General features: G+C 38.0%; 12 protein-coding genes. 4 read left to right on the forward strand and 8 right to left on the reverse strand.

Annotated elements, in window-relative coordinates; translation table 11 throughout:
- Positions 1-11: 11 nt before the first annotated feature.
- Entirely contained in the window at positions 12-1,964 is a 1,953-nt protein-coding gene (locus DXC23_RS02745) for a DHH family phosphoesterase (RefSeq protein ID WP_117704660.1), read from the reverse strand.
- A gap of 28 nt (positions 1,965-1,992) precedes the next feature.
- Positions 1,993-3,858 carry a ribonuclease J gene (locus tag DXC23_RS02750; RefSeq protein ID WP_117704661.1) on the reverse strand — a complete coding sequence of 622 codons (1,866 nt, stop codon included), beginning with the start codon at positions 3,856-3,858 and terminating at the stop codon, positions 1,993-1,995.
- A gap of 498 nt (positions 3,859-4,356) precedes the next feature.
- Here DXC23_RS02750 and rnhA point away from each other — a divergent pair, with 498 nt between their 5' ends.
- The 4 genes from rnhA to DXC23_RS12355 all read left to right on the forward strand — a co-directional run bounded on the left by rnhA (position 4,357) and on the right by DXC23_RS12355 (position 6,795).
- Entirely contained in the window at positions 4,357-4,800 is a 444-nt protein-coding gene (rnhA, locus tag DXC23_RS02755) for a ribonuclease HI (RefSeq protein WP_117704662.1), read from the forward strand.
- Between the two features lie 40 nt (positions 4,801-4,840).
- Positions 4,841-6,031: a cysteine desulfurase NifS gene (nifS, locus tag DXC23_RS02760; protein WP_117704663.1), complete on the forward strand. Its 1,191-nt coding sequence runs from the start codon at positions 4,841-4,843 to the stop codon at positions 6,029-6,031.
- Between the two features lie 29 nt (positions 6,032-6,060).
- Positions 6,061-6,489 (forward strand): Fe-S cluster assembly scaffold protein NifU, encoded by a 429-nt coding sequence (gene nifU / locus DXC23_RS02765; protein WP_117704664.1) that lies wholly within the window; start codon positions 6,061-6,063, stop codon positions 6,487-6,489.
- A 135-nt stretch (positions 6,490-6,624) separates the two neighbouring features.
- Positions 6,625-6,795, forward strand: a complete 171-nt coding sequence (locus DXC23_RS12355; RefSeq protein WP_158552408.1) for a hypothetical protein — start codon at positions 6,625-6,627, stop codon at positions 6,793-6,795.
- A gap of 33 nt (positions 6,796-6,828) precedes the next feature.
- On the opposite strand, the gene sigK is transcribed toward DXC23_RS12355, so the two are convergent.
- From sigK to DXC23_RS02790, 6 genes are all read right to left on the reverse strand, one after another.
- On the reverse strand, positions 6,829-7,524 hold the full coding sequence (gene sigK / locus DXC23_RS02770; protein WP_117705057.1) for an RNA polymerase sporulation sigma factor SigK: 696 nt from the start codon (positions 7,522-7,524) through the stop codon (positions 6,829-6,831).
- Between the two features lie 85 nt (positions 7,525-7,609).
- Complete coding sequence (locus tag DXC23_RS02775; protein ID WP_117704665.1) at positions 7,610-9,298, reverse strand: ABC transporter ATP-binding protein; 1,689 nt, start codon at positions 9,296-9,298, stop codon at positions 7,610-7,612.
- A gap of 2 nt (positions 9,299-9,300) precedes the next feature.
- Positions 9,301-10,014, reverse strand: coding sequence for a hypothetical protein (locus tag DXC23_RS02780; RefSeq protein ID WP_117704666.1), 714 nt, complete (start codon positions 10,012-10,014; stop codon positions 9,301-9,303).
- An 86-nt stretch (positions 10,015-10,100) separates the two neighbouring features.
- Positions 10,101-10,982, reverse strand: a complete 882-nt coding sequence (locus DXC23_RS02785; protein ID WP_117704667.1) for a leucine-rich repeat protein — start codon at positions 10,980-10,982, stop codon at positions 10,101-10,103.
- A gap of 6 nt (positions 10,983-10,988) precedes the next feature.
- Positions 10,989-11,150 carry a hypothetical protein gene (locus DXC23_RS12360; RefSeq protein WP_158552409.1) on the reverse strand — a complete coding sequence of 54 codons (162 nt, stop codon included), beginning with the start codon at positions 11,148-11,150 and terminating at the stop codon, positions 10,989-10,991.
- A 69-nt stretch (positions 11,151-11,219) separates the two neighbouring features.
- The gene (locus DXC23_RS02790) at positions 11,220-16,421 is read right to left on the reverse strand and encodes an InlB B-repeat-containing protein (protein ID WP_117704668.1); all 5,202 of its coding nucleotides are present in this window, start codon (positions 16,419-16,421) and stop codon (positions 11,220-11,222) included.
- Between the last annotated feature and the right edge of the window lie 268 nt (positions 16,422-16,689).

A 16,689-nucleotide genomic window follows, 5' to 3' on the forward strand; every position in this document is an offset into this window, starting at 1 on the left:
GTTCCTTTCTGTTATTTGCAACTTGCGTCCTCAAGATTTGTGTCTATAACATCAATAAGCATCTTGAGCGCCTGTTCTTTATTTATATCACTAAGCTGAGTAGCAGACATTGTTTGGTGTCCGCCTCCGCCGAGTTTTTCCATAATTATCTGCACATTTACTGCGCCGAAGCTGCGAGCAGAAATACATATCTTGCCGCTGCTTTCGTAAATTACAAAAGATGCCTTTACATTTTCAAGTGTCAGCAATTCGTCTGCCGCCTGAGCCGATGCAAGTCTTACATCGCCGTCAGCGCCTTTTGCCACTGAAATGGCGCATCCCTTGTATATCTTAGCATCACACACAATGTTTACTTTTTCTCGGTAGGTTTCAATGGAATCTGAGAACATCTGCTTAACATTAATAGTAGTTGCTCCTCGTCTTCTCAAATATGCCGCCGCCTCAAAGGTTCTTACGCCTGTTTTTAATACAAAATTCTTGGTATCAAGCATAATTCCTGCAAGGAGTGCGTCAGCCTGAGCATAGCCTACCGCCTTGTCATCAATACAGCTTATAATTTCACTGCACATTTCACAAGCCGAAGATGCAAACGGCTCATGACAAAATACAATGGCATTATCTATGTAATTCACCGCTCTGCGGTGGTGGTCTATGACAATTACCTTTTTGCACTGATCGTAAATTTGCGGACTTTCAAGTGAATTTCTAAGGTGAGTATCCACAATAATAAGCAAAGTTTTCGGTGTTATTTGCGTCATTGCCTCTTCGGGAGTAATAAAAATATCTCCGCCGATATTTTTCTCGGCATAGTCAATGAGCTTTTCAGCCATGGTCTTTGTTTTATCAATTACGATTTTAGAATACAAATTAAAAGAATTTTCCATAACCGACTGCATACCGATAGCTGCGCCCACGCAGTCGAGGTCAGAAAATCTGTGACCCATTATAAGCACCTTGTCGCAGTCGTTGATTGTACGGGTAATGGCATTTGCGATAACACGCATACGAACCTTACTGACTTTTTCTGAGGTAGCCGAGGTGCCGCCGAAAAATTCATAGACATTATTGCTTATAATTGCAACCTGATCTCCACCTCTGCCAAGTGCCATTTCAAGCGCTTTTCTTGCATTGGTTTCGCTGTCTTTAAGTGAATTTATACCTCGGCACAAACCGATTGATACGGTAGCTGAATGCTGACCTGCTTTTATGGAGTGAATTTCCTGAAGGATCGGGAATTTTTGCTCAACGAGCTTGTCAACATCGGTTTCCTTAAAAATAATCATATAACGATTACTGCCTATAATTTTGAACAGTGCGTTATATTCGTTTGCCCATCTTTGCAAAAACGACTGAACATTAAGCGAAACTTCGGAATAAATTTCATCGGATTCATTTGAAAAGTCATCACTGTTGTCAAATGTAATTATAGCAACACAAGGGCGTGTAGCGTGGTATTCACGCATAATCTGCTTATAATATGTATTCTCCACAAAATAACAGACATAGCCCTCTTGTGTGGAGATAGCAAAGCCGACAAACTCGTTGCCGTTGCAAGCGGTTTCAAAAGTATCGTGGTCAGCGATTGCCGTAATTTTTTTATCCCCTATGTATGGCGAAATCATATCGCCCTCGGGGTTTTTGCCGTTGCAAAACTGTTTTCTAAATCTCGTATTGCTCCAAATAATTTCTCCGTCAGCGCCAAGCACAGCAACGGGAATTTTATATTTATCAAGAAATTCGGGATTAAACCCGTTAATTTTTTCAACGGTACTGTGTACGGTGTTTGATATATAATTTTGAAAGCGAAGGGTTGAAATTACGACTATGCCTGCGGTAACAGCTGAAACGGCAATTTCAATATAGCAAAGCATAGGGTCATAGCCATATGAAGCAAAAGACATAGCAAGCATTGCAACCGAAAATATTATAAATGACGGCAATGTTGAATATTTTTTCTTTCTCAATTCAAGCCCTTCCTTTCTTAGTTTTAGTTTAAACTTCCTGTAAAATCGGAAGAATCATTGGGTTTCTGCGTGTTTTCTGAGAAATGAGCTTAGAAACATCATCTTTAATTCTGTTTTTGATAATGCCCCACTCGTGAATGTTGTTTTCTGCACATTCTTCAAGAATGTTGCCTGCAACCTGTTTTACCTCGTCAAGCAAGCCCTCGCTCTCACGAACATATACAAAGCCTCTTGATACAATATCAGGGCCGCTGATTACATGACCGTCGTAAACATCGAGAGAGGCAACAATGATAATAAGTCCGTCCTGTCCGAGGTGCTTTCTGTCACGAAGTACAATACTTCCTACATCGCCTACACCAAGACCATCAACAAATACCTTGCCTGCCGGTACTGACGGCAACTCTTTCATATAGTTTTCGTTGATTTCTATGCAGCTGCCCACATCACCAATATAAATATTCTTTCGCTCCATTCCGAGGAACATAGCGAGATCAGCGTGTTTTCTCAAATGCTTTTGCTCACCATGAACAGGAATAAAATACTTAGGCTTAACGAGCTTGTGAATAATCTTAAGCTCTTCCTGACAAGCATGGCCCGATACATGAACCTCATACATTGATTCGTAAACAACCTTACATCCCTTTTTAAGCAATTCGTCAACAACATTACCGACTGTTTTTTCATTGCCAGGAATAGGATTAGCTGAAATTATAATAAAATCGCCCTCGCCAACCATAACCTTGCGGTGGTCGGAATATGCCATTCTCGACAATGCACTCATCGGTTCACCCTGACTGCCTGTTGTAACAAGCACAATCTGCTCTCTTGGGTATCTGTCGAGCATATCAAGGTCAATTAAAATATTTTCAGGCACGCTAAGATAGCCGAGTTCACTCGCAACAGCCATATAGTTGACCATACTTCTGCCCGAAAAAGCTACCTTTCTGCCGTACTTTTCAGCACAATTAATAATCTGCTGTACTCTGTTTACATTAGACGCAAAGGTTGCAATAATAATTCTGTCGTGCTCTGCTCTTCTGAAAAGGTTGTCAAAGCTGTCAGATACTGTTCGCTCGGTCTGAGTATATCCGGGGCGCTCTGCGTTTGTACTTTCGGCAAGGAGAGCCAAAACACCCTCGTCACCTACACGAGCAAAAGCAGACAAATCTATCATATCTCCTGTAATAGGTGTGCAGTCGATTTTAAAGTCGCCTGTATGCACAATAGTACCTGCCGGAGTACGAATAGCAAAAGCTACCGCATCGGGAATAGAGTGGTTTACATGAATAAACTCAACGCTCATACAGCCGAGTTTAATTGTTTCACCTGCGTTCACTCTGTTAAGGCTCGACTCATTATATAGGCTATGCTCCTTGAGCTTGTTGCCTACCAGACCGAGTGTAAGAGAAGTTCCGTATATCGGAATATTAACCCTGCCGAGCAAAAACGGAAGTCCGCCAATATGGTCTTCGTGACCATGAGTAAGCACTATACCTCTGATTTTATCCTGATTCTGCTCAATATAAGTGAAATCCGGAATAACGAGGTCAACGCCGAGCATATCACCGTCCGGGAATGCCATACCGCAGTCAACAAGAATAATATCGTTCTCACATTCAATCATAGTGATATTCTTGCCGATTTCATTAAGACCGCCGAGAAAAGCAATTTTTACCGACGGCTTGTTTTTAACAGGCCTTGACTGTTTTTGATATGGCTTTTTGCGGTAATTTTTAAAATTCTTAGCACTTTTGCCGCTCTTAAACGAATCAGACTCCCCCCTGCCTTGTGACGGCTTGTAGTAAGATCCGCCATAATTCTTTTTACCCTTTGAGTACTTACTGTAACTGTTATTTTTCCTTCGATTATCGTACTTGTATTCTGTACTCACAAATCTACCTCCATATTAAAAAATTTATTAAAATTAACATTTCACACAATACAGGCAAAAAGCTTCCTTTTGTATGTAAATATAAAAGCCTGAAAATTCATAAAGCGAATGTCTGATACAAAACGGTCATATCAGAAAATGAAATATTAATAATATACTGTATATAAATATTTTATATCTGTATTCCATACAGATTAAATCCTAATTGTAATTCTCTTTATTTTACCGCAAATCCAAGAGGAATGTCAAGCATGTATAAGAATTAAATGACAATTTTAATATTACATTTCAGTAAACATTCCATATCCTACTATTTTAGTATGCGCAAAAATATAAGAATAAAAGCATAAATATACAACAATTCAAAATTCAGGATAATTATTTAATAAATTAAGCTAATAATATACTTAAATTAAAAAAATAAACATAAAATATGGTTGCATTTGGTGATTTTGCGTATTATAATATAGGTTGAACATCAGCTAAGGAGAATTGCAAATGAAACAAGTTGAAATTTTTACAGATGGTGCTTGCAGCGGCAATCCGGGGCCCGGTGGCTGGGGTGCGATTTTGAGATATAATGAGCACGAAAAAGAAATTTCGGGCGGAGAAGCTGTCACTACAAACAACCGTATGGAAATTAGTGCCGTAATTGGTGCGCTTTCTCTACTTAAAGAGCCTTGCAATGTAACTCTGTATAGTGATTCTCAATATGTTTGCAACGCATTAAAGCTCGGTTGGGCAAAAAAGTGGAAAGCAAACGGCTGGATGCGCAACAAAAAGGAAAAAGCTCTTAACCCTGAGCTTTGGGACAAGCTCCTTTCCCTTTGTGATATCCACAATGTTGATGTTGTATGGGTTAAAGGTCATGCAGGTCACCCTGAAAATGAGCGCTGCGATCGCCTTGCGGTTGCCGAGGCTCACAAGTTTTCTAAATCCTAATGACCGATTTTATATAGATATAGATTGGAGATTATCAAGTATGAGATATATTTATGCAGACAACTCCGCTACAACAGCTATATCGCCTACTGTACTTGAAAAAATGATGCCTGTACTCACCGAGTACTACGGAAATCCGTCAAGTCTTTACAGAATCGGCGGTAAAGCCAAGGAAATTCTTGAAAATTCAAGAGAAAATATTGCAAAAAACCTTGGTGCGGCTAACGCAAATGAGATATACTTTACCTCAGGCGGCAGTGAATCTGACAACTGGGCTTTAAAGGGCGTATGCAGAGCTCTTAAGGCAAAAGGCAAAAAACACATTATAACTTCAAAGTTTGAACACCACGCTATTCTTCATACCTGCCAAACACTTGAGAAAGAGGGCTTTGAGGTAACTTACCTCGATGTGTACGAAAACGGTATTGTTCACCCCGAAGATGTAGAAAACGCTATCAGAGAAGATACAGCTATTGTATCTATTATGTATGCAAACAACGAAATCGGTACTATCCAGCCAATTACCGAAATCGGCGCAATTTGCAGAAAACACAAAGTAATATTCCATACTGACGCTGTTCAGGCTGCAGGTTATGTAAAAATAAATGTTCAGGAGCAGAATATTGATATGCTTTCAATGACTGCTCATAAATTGCATGGCCCTAAGGGCATCGGACTTCTCTATATCAGACGAGGTATCAGAATAGAGAATTTAATTGACGGCGGTGCTCAGGAAAGAAATAAAAGAGCCGGCACTGAAAATGTTGCAGGAGTAGTAGGTCTTGACGCAGCTCTCCAAGAGGCTGTTGACACAATGGACGAAAGACGAGAGCATCTCGAAAAATTGCGTGACAGACTTATTGACGGACTCCTCAAGATTGAGCGTTCAAGAGTAAACGGCGACAGAGTTCACCGCTTACCGGGTAATGTAAATATGTGCTTTGAGGGCATTGAGGGCGAAAGCTTGCTTTTAAGACTTGATATGAACGGAATTTCAGCGTCTTCGGGCTCTGCTTGTACTTCAGGCAGTCTTGACCCGAGCCATGTTCTTCTCGCTATCGGTCTTCCCCACGAAATTGCACATGGAAGTATGCGTCTTTCTTTCTCAGCGGAGCTTACTGACGAAGATGTTGACTATATGCTCGAGGTTATTCCGCAGATTGTAACCTACCTTAGAAATATGTCACCTCTTTGGGAAAAAATCAAAAAACAAGAGGCTTTGGAGAAGTAATTTCAATTATAAAACAGGAGGTTTAAGATATGGCTTATTCTGAAAAGGTAATGGACCACTTTGCCAATCCAAGAAATGTTGGCGAAATTCCCGATGCAGACGGTATCGGTGAGGTTGGCAACTCAAAATGTGGCGACATTATGAAAATGTATATAAAAGTTGAGGACAACAGAATTGTAGATGTTAAGTTCAAAACTTTTGGCTGCGGTGCAGCTATTGCTACAAGCAGTATGGCTACTGAGCTTATCAAGGGCAAAACTATTGATGAGGCTTTAAAGCTCACTAACAAAGCAGTTATGGAGGCTCTTGACGGACTTCCGCCGGTAAAGGTTCACTGCTCTGTTCTTGCCGAGCAGGCTATTAAGGCTGCTCTCGCAGATTACTATAAGAAGAACGGTATTGACCCTACTCCAATCATCGGTGAAATCGGAGATTGTGACGATTGTCATTGCCACTGATAATATTACGGACAGGCTTTATCGCCTGTCCTTTTTTTAATACCGGTGAAAATACTTAATCGAACCATAACCTGTTTTACTGTATTTGCTGTATAATTTTTGATATTAATGCAAAAGATAAAGCAGGTGATGAAAATGTATAAAGATATGCCGTTAGGCTTTGTGAATGCACTTGCTAAAAATGAAAGTGCAATGCAAAGATTTGCCCAGATGGATAAATCTGAAAAGCAGGAGTTACTTGACAAAGCACACAATGTAACTTCAAAAGCTGAAATGCAAAACCTTATAAACAGTATAAACTCATAAGAAAAAGACGGTCTGTTGACCGCCTTTTTTATACTAAAGATTAGAACTGTTATCAAATCTGTTGCGCAAAAGTTTTAGTGCCTTGGTTTCAATTCTGCTCACATACGAGCGAGATATATTCAGCTTTTGCGCAATTTTCTTTTGAGTTTGTGGTTTGTTTCCATCCAGGCCGTACCGCATTACAATTATCATCTTTTCCCTTGGGCTAAGCTCCTCGTTAATGAATTGTCCGAGCTTTTTTCTGTTCAGTTGAAAATCAAGCTGTTCAAGAATATTATCGTCAACAGACATAATATCAAGCAAAGTTAGCGGATTTCCGTCTTTGTCGCTGTCAATGGTTTCGTTAAGTGAAATGTCCTGTGCAGTCTTTTTTGCGTTGCGAAAATGCATAAGAATTTCATTTTCAATACAGCGAGAGGCATAGCTTGACAGCTTAATTTTTTTACTTAGATCATAAGTATTTATAGCCTTAATAAGTCCGATAGTGCCGATTGACACCAAATCGTCCTGCTCGCTTTGATTTCCGTAATATTTTTTTATTATGTGAGCTACAAGTCTTAAATTGTGTTCAACAAGAGTATTTCTCGCCTCAATATCACCGTTAGCACTGCGAACAAGATATTCGTGTTCTTCTTTTTCTGAAAGCGGTTTAGGAAAAGAACCGTTACCGCAAATATGCAGAATAAAAAAGCAAATATACTGACCGAAAAAGTTTATTAATTCAAACAAAAAATCACCTCTGACAAAATCTATAATCAAAAATACTCCTGATTATAAGTATTCGGTCAGAGGATTTATTTTGCTTGTACTAAGGTTAAATATCGTAAGAAATTATTTTTTTATTATCAATCACAATTTCTTTGTTGCAAATTTCCTTAGCTGCCATTTTATGTGAAATGAGAATACAGGTTTTATTCTTAAGCGTTTTTAAGTTTTTGAGAAGTTGCACTTCGGTATCAGCATCAAGTGCCGAGGTTGCCTCATCAAAAATTATAATCGGCGAGTCGCAGTAAACTGCCCTTGCGATTGCAATTCTCTGAATTTGTCCCTCAGAAAGTCCCTTGCCGTTCTCTCCCACAACAGTATCGAGTTTTTGGGGTAATTTTTCTATAAAATCATAAGCACACGCTATCTTGGCGGCTTTAATGATTTTTTCATCATCGGGAGAATTAGCAGTAAAAGCTATGTTATCTCTGATAGTGCCCGAAAGCAGAAAGTTTCCCTGCGGCACATATGAAAACATACTGCGCACATTTTTATCTATATACACCTTACCACCATTTGCAAGCGAAAGGTAAATTTCTCCGTTATCGGGCGTAATAACATTAAGCAACAGCTTTGTAAGCGTACTTTTGCCAATTCCCGAAATGCCTGCAAGCAAAACGAAGTCACCTTTATTTAACGCAAGACTTGTATTTTTTAGCACATCTTCCCTGCCGTAGCTAAAAGTGATATTATCAAACACGATTTTCTCGGTTTGACTATACAGCTTGAGCACATCAATATCAGACTTGTTGATTATCTCTTCGTTCTCAAGGTTTTCAATATCCATAAGTCGTTCGGCAGACGCAAGCGCAGAATAATAAGACGGCAAAATACTGCTGATTCCACGAACAGGGCCTTGAATTTGGGATACAAGGGCAAGCATAGAAGTAAGCACACCGTATGTAATTGTGTGGTCGCTGATAGCGAACGCACCCCATATGAGAGCATACATATAGCCAAGGGCAAAAACAAACGAAAATCCTGTGGTAGCAAATATTGAAATATAGTTTCTTATTCTCTTAATTCTAAAATTATTTTGCTGAAGATTCATTGCATTTTCGGCTACCTTGTTTTCAGCTCCGAAAGTTTTTACAACGAGCAGACTTGAAAATATCTCCTGAAAAAAAGAGCGAGTTTTGCCGTCAGACTCCTGAACTGCCTTATGCAAAGATTTCATTTTAGACTTAAAGAGCAATACAACGGCAAACATAAGCGCTCCACCGAAAACGAACACAAGGCAAAATGTTTTGTCAATCGAAAAAAGCACTATAAAAACGCCGACCAACTTTACCAAAAAATAAACAATGTTTGGAATAATAGAAATTATAGAACTAACTACAACGGAAACATCACTTGTAATTCTGTTGAGCAATTCACCTGTATGTATCTCGGAGATTCTATCGTATTTTTTTCTTATAATGTGATTGAATAAATCCTGTTTCATACGGATTTCAAGCTTAGCAGACACATTAAAAGTCAGCACCCTGCTTAATATCCTGATGACAAGTTGTGCAACTGTAAGTGAAACTAGGATAACTGCGTAAAAAACAATTCCACCAACATTGGTATTAACAGCTGAATCTACGATACCTCTCGACAGGGTTGCAACGGCAACACCAAGATATGCCATTGCTCCGTATATTACCGACAATAAAATTATGCTGAATATTTGCGGTCTTGCTTTTTTGAATATCCACTTGTTGGTTTCAGAATCAAGAATTTTTTTCAGCTTATTCATAGCTATCTCCCATCGGTCAAAAATTTCTCACAAATTTCAGTTGACTCAATATCCGTATTACATTTAAGCAAATAAAAATTATTTTCGATTATTAGCTTATCGGCAGTAGTCAACATATAATCGGCGTACTCATCATCAAGGGATAACTTAATTGTATTCTTATAAAGCATAGGAAAAACATCTTTTTTATTCAGCTTTACAATGCTGTTTGTCTGTGCCCTTTCAAGAAATACTATTCCGCCGAGCTTTGCACGAGTATTAGTGTTTACCCCACTTCCACCGTCAAAAGGCGAACCGTACACATACCAATCGTTGTCAATAAATCTGATAATCGGTTTATCATCATTGATTATCTGTACATTTTCAGCGCCGAATTTTTTTATCCATAGTTTTGTGTGCGTTGACTTGCCCACTCCCGGATCGGCAGAAAAAAGATACGCTTTTTCTTTATAGATAATTGCAGAAGAATGGAGAAATATTGCATTGAATTTAAGTATTTTTTTATTGAAAATATCGGACATAAAGATATTTTCCAATCCGCCAATGCTCATAAGCATTTTATCATCATATTTTTGTCGCACATAATCTTCACGAATTGTAAATTTTATTAAAGGCGGATCATCGCCAAAGTATTGATAATCTTTTGCTTTTGACTCAAATTCCTTAAAATTGGATTTCAATTTGCACACGATATCTGCTATTTTATAAATCGGCATAACATCACCAAATATATTATATTACAATATCTGAAAATAAGCAACAAAAAGCACAGATGTTGCCACCTGTGCTTTTAATTGAATTATTAGTTTTCGCTGCTTGCAATGAATGTCTGAATATCTGTAACATCGAGAACATCAATGTTGTCGTCTTTATTGAAGTTAGCGACAGTCAAAGCGTCTTTTGATGTTATGACTTCGGTTTCACCTGCGATGTAGCGCTGAAGTAAGGTTACATCGTTTACATCTACTTTGCCGTCAAGGTTGACATCGCCGAGAAGAATTTTCTTGTCAAGAGATACAAAGTTAATTCCGTTTTCCTCTGCATAAGTTTCAGCATAAGAATTTGTATAACCGAAAATTGTAAGTTTATCACAATTCAAAAATGCTTTGGCAGAAATATTTTTAACTGTTTTCGGAATAACGACTTTTTCAAGAGAGGTGCAACCTGCAAATGAAAAATCCGAAATTGTACCGACAGAATTAGGAACCGTAAACTCGGTTAAAGAAGTGCAGTTCTGGAAAGTCTGTCCTTTAATTTCTGAAATATTAGAACTGATATTTACAGATGTCAAAGAAGTACAGCCCATAAATGCGGCATAACCGATTTTATCAAGCGTCATAGGAATATTGACCGACTTCAAAGAAGTACAGCCGCTAAAAGCAAACTCACCGATTACATCTATTGATTTTGCATTTGAAAATGAAATATTTTCAATCGCTGTGTTATTCAAAAATGCGTAATCAGCAATTTCCAAAACAGTGTAGGTTGAGAGCTTATTAGGAACAACAACATCTGTTTTAGAGTCGGTGTATCCGTAAATTCTGCAATTAAACTGGCTTATAGGTGAATATTTAAAACCGTTTTCTTCAAAATATGTAGCTGCGTTAGCAGATACAAAAGCTGACATTGTGAATATTAATACAAGCATAACACTTGCAATTCTTACGAATTTTTTAGTTTTCATAACAAATTACCATTCTACATCAGCACCATCAGTAGCAATAACATCAGGGTTGCTCTGTTTAATTCTTTGCAATTCAACATCATCGTTCTCACTGCCAGCGAGAATATTCTCAAATGAGAATTTAGTTACTTCAACTTCAGGCGAAGAATAAACCTTTTTGTTTTTCATTCAAATACCTCCATAAGTATTTTAACGGCAAGGCAGATTTTACTCTGCCCTGCCAAAAAATTCAAATCATCAAACTGTTGCGTCAGGACCCAAGTTGATGTTTGCTAAGTCAGAAGTAATATATGTAAGGTTACCGATATCATACATATTCATATAAACAGGATCACTTAAGTAAATCTTTCCTGAAACTGTATCATAAATATATGAGTAAACCTTCATAACATTCTGCTGTGATGTTTCACTGTTCTTGAATCTTAAGTAGTACTCAATTCTATTCTTTACAGAAATATTTGAGTTCTTAATCTCATATCTGTAAACATTTCTGTCAGCACTTTCGCTATCAACTTTATAAGTGCCTACCTTACCGTTTGCAGTTGCATCCTTAACCAAATTGCCAATAGCATCTTTATTAGAAGTTGTTTCATAAGACTTGAGATCATTAATATCGTTATATTTTGCAACGACTTCAAAGGCAACTCCAACCTTGATATTAGCATTATTCTTGATGAGTTCCTGATCCTTATCAAAGCTGAGAGCAAAGTCTGTGTAGAGGTAATCGGTCTTAGTAGCACCTGTATTAAGTGTTTCGCCGTCACCCTTTACACCGTCGCCTGTTGTCCACTGGTTTCTTGTGTACTCAAGGAGTCTGATGCTTGCCTGAGCCTCTTTAATATCTTCCTTAGCAAATCTGTCTGCATATACAGGAACGATATAGTAGTTCTGATAGCTTACATAGTTATATTCCTTAGAATATGACTTAGCAATGAGGTTTTTATAACCGTCAAGCTTAGAAAGTTCTGTTAATCTTACTGACATATCTGTATTAGGATTAGCCATATAATTCTTAACTGCATCGCTAAACTGCTGTGCGCTATCTCTGTTATCAAAGATTGCCCAGTAGCTGAGTTCATACTCAGGAGCGTCATCTGCGGTTGAATACTTAATAGTATCAGGGAACTCGGTTGTGCCTGTCTTGTAGAGGTACTCACCGTTTGAAACAGCCAATTCGCCATACTTAACAGTTTCAGGTTTTGTCCATCCATCGTCAACAGCAAGTGCTGTAATTGTAAGATCTGAAGATTTAGTAGTAGCATCAACAGTAGCGATATAGCCCTTGATTACTGCATGATCAATATCCCACTTAATCTCATTTCTGAAGTTAGATACAAACGGAGCTTTCTTTGTGATGAATTCTTTGCTAAGCTGATCTTTCTTAAGATTGGCAGCTTCATTTGCAGCCCACATTTCCTCTAACTCAATACCTGATACTTTATCCTTAATAACATAACTCTGTTTACCGTCAAGTCTTGTTTCATAAGTGTAAGTAATCGTGTATTCGAGTGGATTTGATTTGATATTTGAATAGAACGGAATGTTTGACTTGATAAGTCTGTATGAAGTATTATGATCAACATCTTCATATGATTCAAACAATTCCTTAATTGTTTTACTAACCTCGTAAGTCTTTTCGCCTGTACCTGTTACACCTGAATTGTAATGTTCCTTGTTGCTGTTATAGAAATCTTCAACAGTATCATTACCGTAAGGAACAGTTCTAAGTGTAGCCTTAATGCTGTATTCGCTTGTATAGACAACATATCTTGCAGGAACTACAAGGTTACCTGAAGTTTCAGCAATTGTAGCTTTAACAGCACCGGTCTTGTCAACGATGTCTGCCTTAATAAAAGTTTTGCCATCTGCAGAGCCTGCAAGCAATGTGTGTGAAAGTGTTAATGTGCCGCTTGGAGTTGGAATAAAGCGAGCAACATAAGTTGCGTTGTTTGTCATTGGGAAGTCAGCATCGGACTCATTTGTAATGAATGAATAACCGTCAGAGGTCTTAAGGTACCAGCCAATGAAATAGTAATTAGCATTGGCGTCTGTTTGAGCATGAACACTGAAGTTACCGCCGTCGACTATACCCTGACAAGTTGTCTTGCCGTTGGAATCAGCATTTGTAAAGTAAGCCTGAGCTTTAGTATTTACACCAACATTGCTGCCTTCAACAAATGCATCTTCAACAAACGGAGAAGTACCGTCTGCTTTGTACTCAATCTTAACATTAGCGGAAATCTTCTGAGCTTTCTTAGAGAAATACCAACGGCCGTCAGCACGAGTACCCTTATCATCACCGCCGAAATTTGACTTTTCATAAGCAATCATTACAGGATATTTAGCATATAACTCGAGTTTTTCATAAGCTTCCTTGTAAGTAGGGTCAACCTTGCTCTTATCAATAAGGCTAGAACAGTTGATTGTAGTAATGTATTTACCTTCATGGTCATATACTGACCACTCGGTAGCATATTTACCAATATTTTTAATTTCCTTATAACCGTTAGATATTACTGTAAGATAATTGCTGTCATAAGCAGCAGTCCAATCTTTTGAAAGAATATTTCCAAAGATGTCAACGATATTACCATAGTAATCCTTAAGCGGTTCAAGCTCTTTTTTATTATAAGTAGAGCTGCTTAAACCTGCCTGTGAAGGCTTGTTATCTGTTGTAGTTCTGTAACGGAAGTCGAAGATAATATTATCTACATCATTAGTTTCAGAAAGCTTGTAGAAGTCGTCATAGTCATAAGTCTGGCAGTTATCATTAATCTGGTCTTTAAAATTACCACTATGGATACTATCCCAGATATAGTTGTTCAATGTGATACCTGATACCTTATTTGTAACATTACCGTTAAGGTACTTAGGAATCTGCATTGAATATTTACCACCCTCGTATACCAAAGGCTGACCGGGATAACCGCCAAGCGCATTCTTATTAGGAGAATTATATTCGCCTTCTAATACGCCATCTACGTATTTTTGTTCATCTACACCGTTTGTGTACCAAGCCTGAACAGCAACTGTGTTGCCCCACTTTTTCTGTACTGTTTCGTCAAAGCCCTCTACATAGAATGTAACGGTATCTTTGTCATCAATGTAGTAGTAAACAGGTGTGATTTCGATAAACTTATCTGTGCAATCCTCAGGAACCGTATATTCAAATGAATAAACACCGTTTGCTTTATCAGCAGCCGAGCTGTTGATTATGCCGTAAGAATAGCCGTTCACAGAGAATGCTTTTACATAGTATTCGCTTCTGTAAGGCTTTGCAATTGTAGTTGTAACTGTAATTGTTGAGCCTAACTTTGCGTAGCCTTCTTCATAATAATCAGCAGATTTCTTCTTAGTTACATCATCGCCTGTGTAAGAAATTACAGTATCTGCCATATCAGCGTACTTCTGATATTTAGCTCTGACAGTACCGTCTTTAGCATATACTTTAACTCTCGAAGAAACTGTGCCTGTAGCATCAGGAATAATCTCATAAGTTGTAGCCTTTGTAGAGTCAGTTGAACTCTCAACAATGTCAGTACCGTTGTAGTAACCGAGGTTAACCTTTACGCTTGAAATAGTATCTGCATAATCATCAAGTACTCTAAACCTTGCGAAAAATACTTGTACACTGGAAGATGTGCCTTCCTTAGGCAACCAATGGTCGCTTTTGCCGCAGTCAAGATACTTTTTATTAGATTCATTAGCAAAAGCTTCGGAATTATTGTAATTATCATACGCATATTCCCATGATGTTGACTTACCTGCTGAATTAGAAATCATAAAACAATATGTTTTAGAGGTGTCAAAGTCTGCGCTGTCAAAGTAAGCATACACCTGTCCATCTGCATCACAGTAAAGGTTGAGATACTTTGTGAAAGTACTCGGGTTTGAACTGCTGTCGCTGTAAATGAGGTAAAGATTCGGAATCACAGCACCTGTAGCTTCAGCAAACTTTGCAAATACATCAGTGTCTTTTGTAAGTTTAAATGTGTATGTTGTATTTGTTGAAAGGCAATCGCTTGTACCGTTGATATCTGAGTACCAACCTTTAAATACATAACCTTCCTTAGCAACAGCATTAAATGTTACCTCTGTACCATACGGATGTGCGCCTTCAACTATAGAAGTGCCATTGCTCGAACAGCTGAAAGTACCCATTGTATCACTACTGCCTGTTGCATAACCAAAGCCTAAACGGCAATCCGGTTTTGGTGCAAATGTAGCAGAAACAGTTACATTGCTTTCAGGCATTTTGTAAGAACCGTCACTGTTAGGATTGATAGGATTATCGCTTGCATCTTTTACAGTAATAGCATCAAGCTCATAACCGTCATTCGGTGTGGCTGTTACTGTAAATGTCTTTCCTGCCGCAAGTGAGGTAGCAGAAGTTTCAACTTTACCGTTTGTGATATTTGAATCAACAGTTACATTGTATTTAGTGGTAGGTACTGTACTGCCATATGTTGACCAAGTACCGTTTTTTGCACTGTAAACTTTACCTGCTAATGGTACTCTATTTTGTTCAGCCTTTTTTGTACCACTGCTGTCTGCTCTAAAAATAATACAATCGTAATCGCTTAAACTTCCAGTAGTCGGTGTAAATCCATATATATCATAACCATCTTCATCAGTTGTTATATATGTCATTTTTGGATAGTCATTCCATTTTGTTAAAACATCTCCCCCGTTTTTCCAAATATGAACGCCATAAGGAGAAGTCCAATCACTATCCATTCTCAAATATACAGTATTTGAAGGATCAAACGTACTGTTTTCAGTAGTAATATCAATGGTAACATCATCAGTACCGGAAGCCAAAGTATAAGTACCGCTTGTACCAAGATCAGTGCTACCCTGCATTACTTTTGAAAGTGAATAGCCTCTGTTAGGTTCAACTGTAAGTGTATAAGATTTATCATTATCAACAGTTACAGCAGTACCGCTTGTGAGAGTAGTGTCACCAAGGTTTACAGTTGCATTTCTGAAGTTTGCAGTTACTTTATGAGTGGTAGTAGAAGTTGAGTAATCTTTCCACTCTCCTCCATTACCGGCATCATTTACAACATATATCTTGGAAGTGTAATTATTAATTGATTCATTTTTAATTATGTCTCTTATATTTTCTTTTACATTATCGCCTTGCTTAAAATGTAAATTGACACCATTACTATCATTATAAAGATTACAAGAATACACTTGTTTTCCTTCAAATGTTTTTCCAGAAACAGCAGTAGCTGGGTACCAATAACCTGATTCAGTACCACCCAAGTTTTCTGGCCAAACTTCATACGATCCGGAATAAGCAAAATAAAGTGTGGTACTTTTATCCGCCGCATTCGAAGTAACCATACCGACAAGCATAGTCGAAAGCATCATCATAACAGCAAGCACAATAGAAATCGACTGTTTGCCAATACGCTTGAAATTAGTTTTCATTTTTTATTACCTCCATTAAAAAAATTGAAATATATGAGCCGAATAAGTCTGAACCGTCCGAGAGGGAAGTTTTGCTTTGACGGCGACCGCTTTTACCGACTGACCTTCGGTGAGTTTGCTGTATTCGGCAGTCAGACCGTATACTAACCCATATTTTTATTCCTTAACATTATAACATTTTTAGGTTTTTATTTCAATATTTTTTTGATGTTTTGTCGATTTTGACTTTTCTTTATTAATTATATACAAATCATATATATAATTATTG

This window comes from Eubacterium sp. OM08-24, assembly GCF_003438075.1.
GTDB lineage: Bacteria > Bacillota > Clostridia > Oscillospirales > Acutalibacteraceae > Ruminococcoides.

Coding starts and splice junctions, on each gene's coding strand:
- rnhA (WP_117704662.1), top strand. CDS start 4,357: ATGAAACAAGTTGAAATTTTTACAGATGGTGCTTGCAGCGGCAATCCG.
- nifS (WP_117704663.1), top strand. CDS start 4,841: ATGAGATATATTTATGCAGACAACTCCGCTACAACAGCTATATCGCCT.
- nifU (WP_117704664.1), top strand. CDS start 6,061: ATGGCTTATTCTGAAAAGGTAATGGACCACTTTGCCAATCCAAGAAAT.
- DXC23_RS12355 (WP_158552408.1), top strand. CDS start 6,625: ATGTATAAAGATATGCCGTTAGGCTTTGTGAATGCACTTGCTAAAAAT.
- DXC23_RS02775 (WP_117704665.1), bottom strand. CDS start 9,298: ATGAATAAGCTGAAAAAAATTCTTGATTCTGAAACCAACAAGTGGATA.
- DXC23_RS02780 (WP_117704666.1), bottom strand. CDS start 10,014: ATGCCGATTTATAAAATAGCAGATATCGTGTGCAAATTGAAATCCAAT.
- DXC23_RS02785 (WP_117704667.1), bottom strand. CDS start 10,982: ATGAAAACTAAAAAATTCGTAAGAATTGCAAGTGTTATGCTTGTATTA.
- DXC23_RS12360 (WP_158552409.1), bottom strand. CDS start 11,150: ATGAAAAACAAAAAGGTTTATTCTTCGCCTGAAGTTGAAGTAACTAAA.
- DXC23_RS02790 (WP_117704668.1), bottom strand. CDS start 16,421: ATGAAAACTAATTTCAAGCGTATTGGCAAACAGTCGATTTCTATTGTG.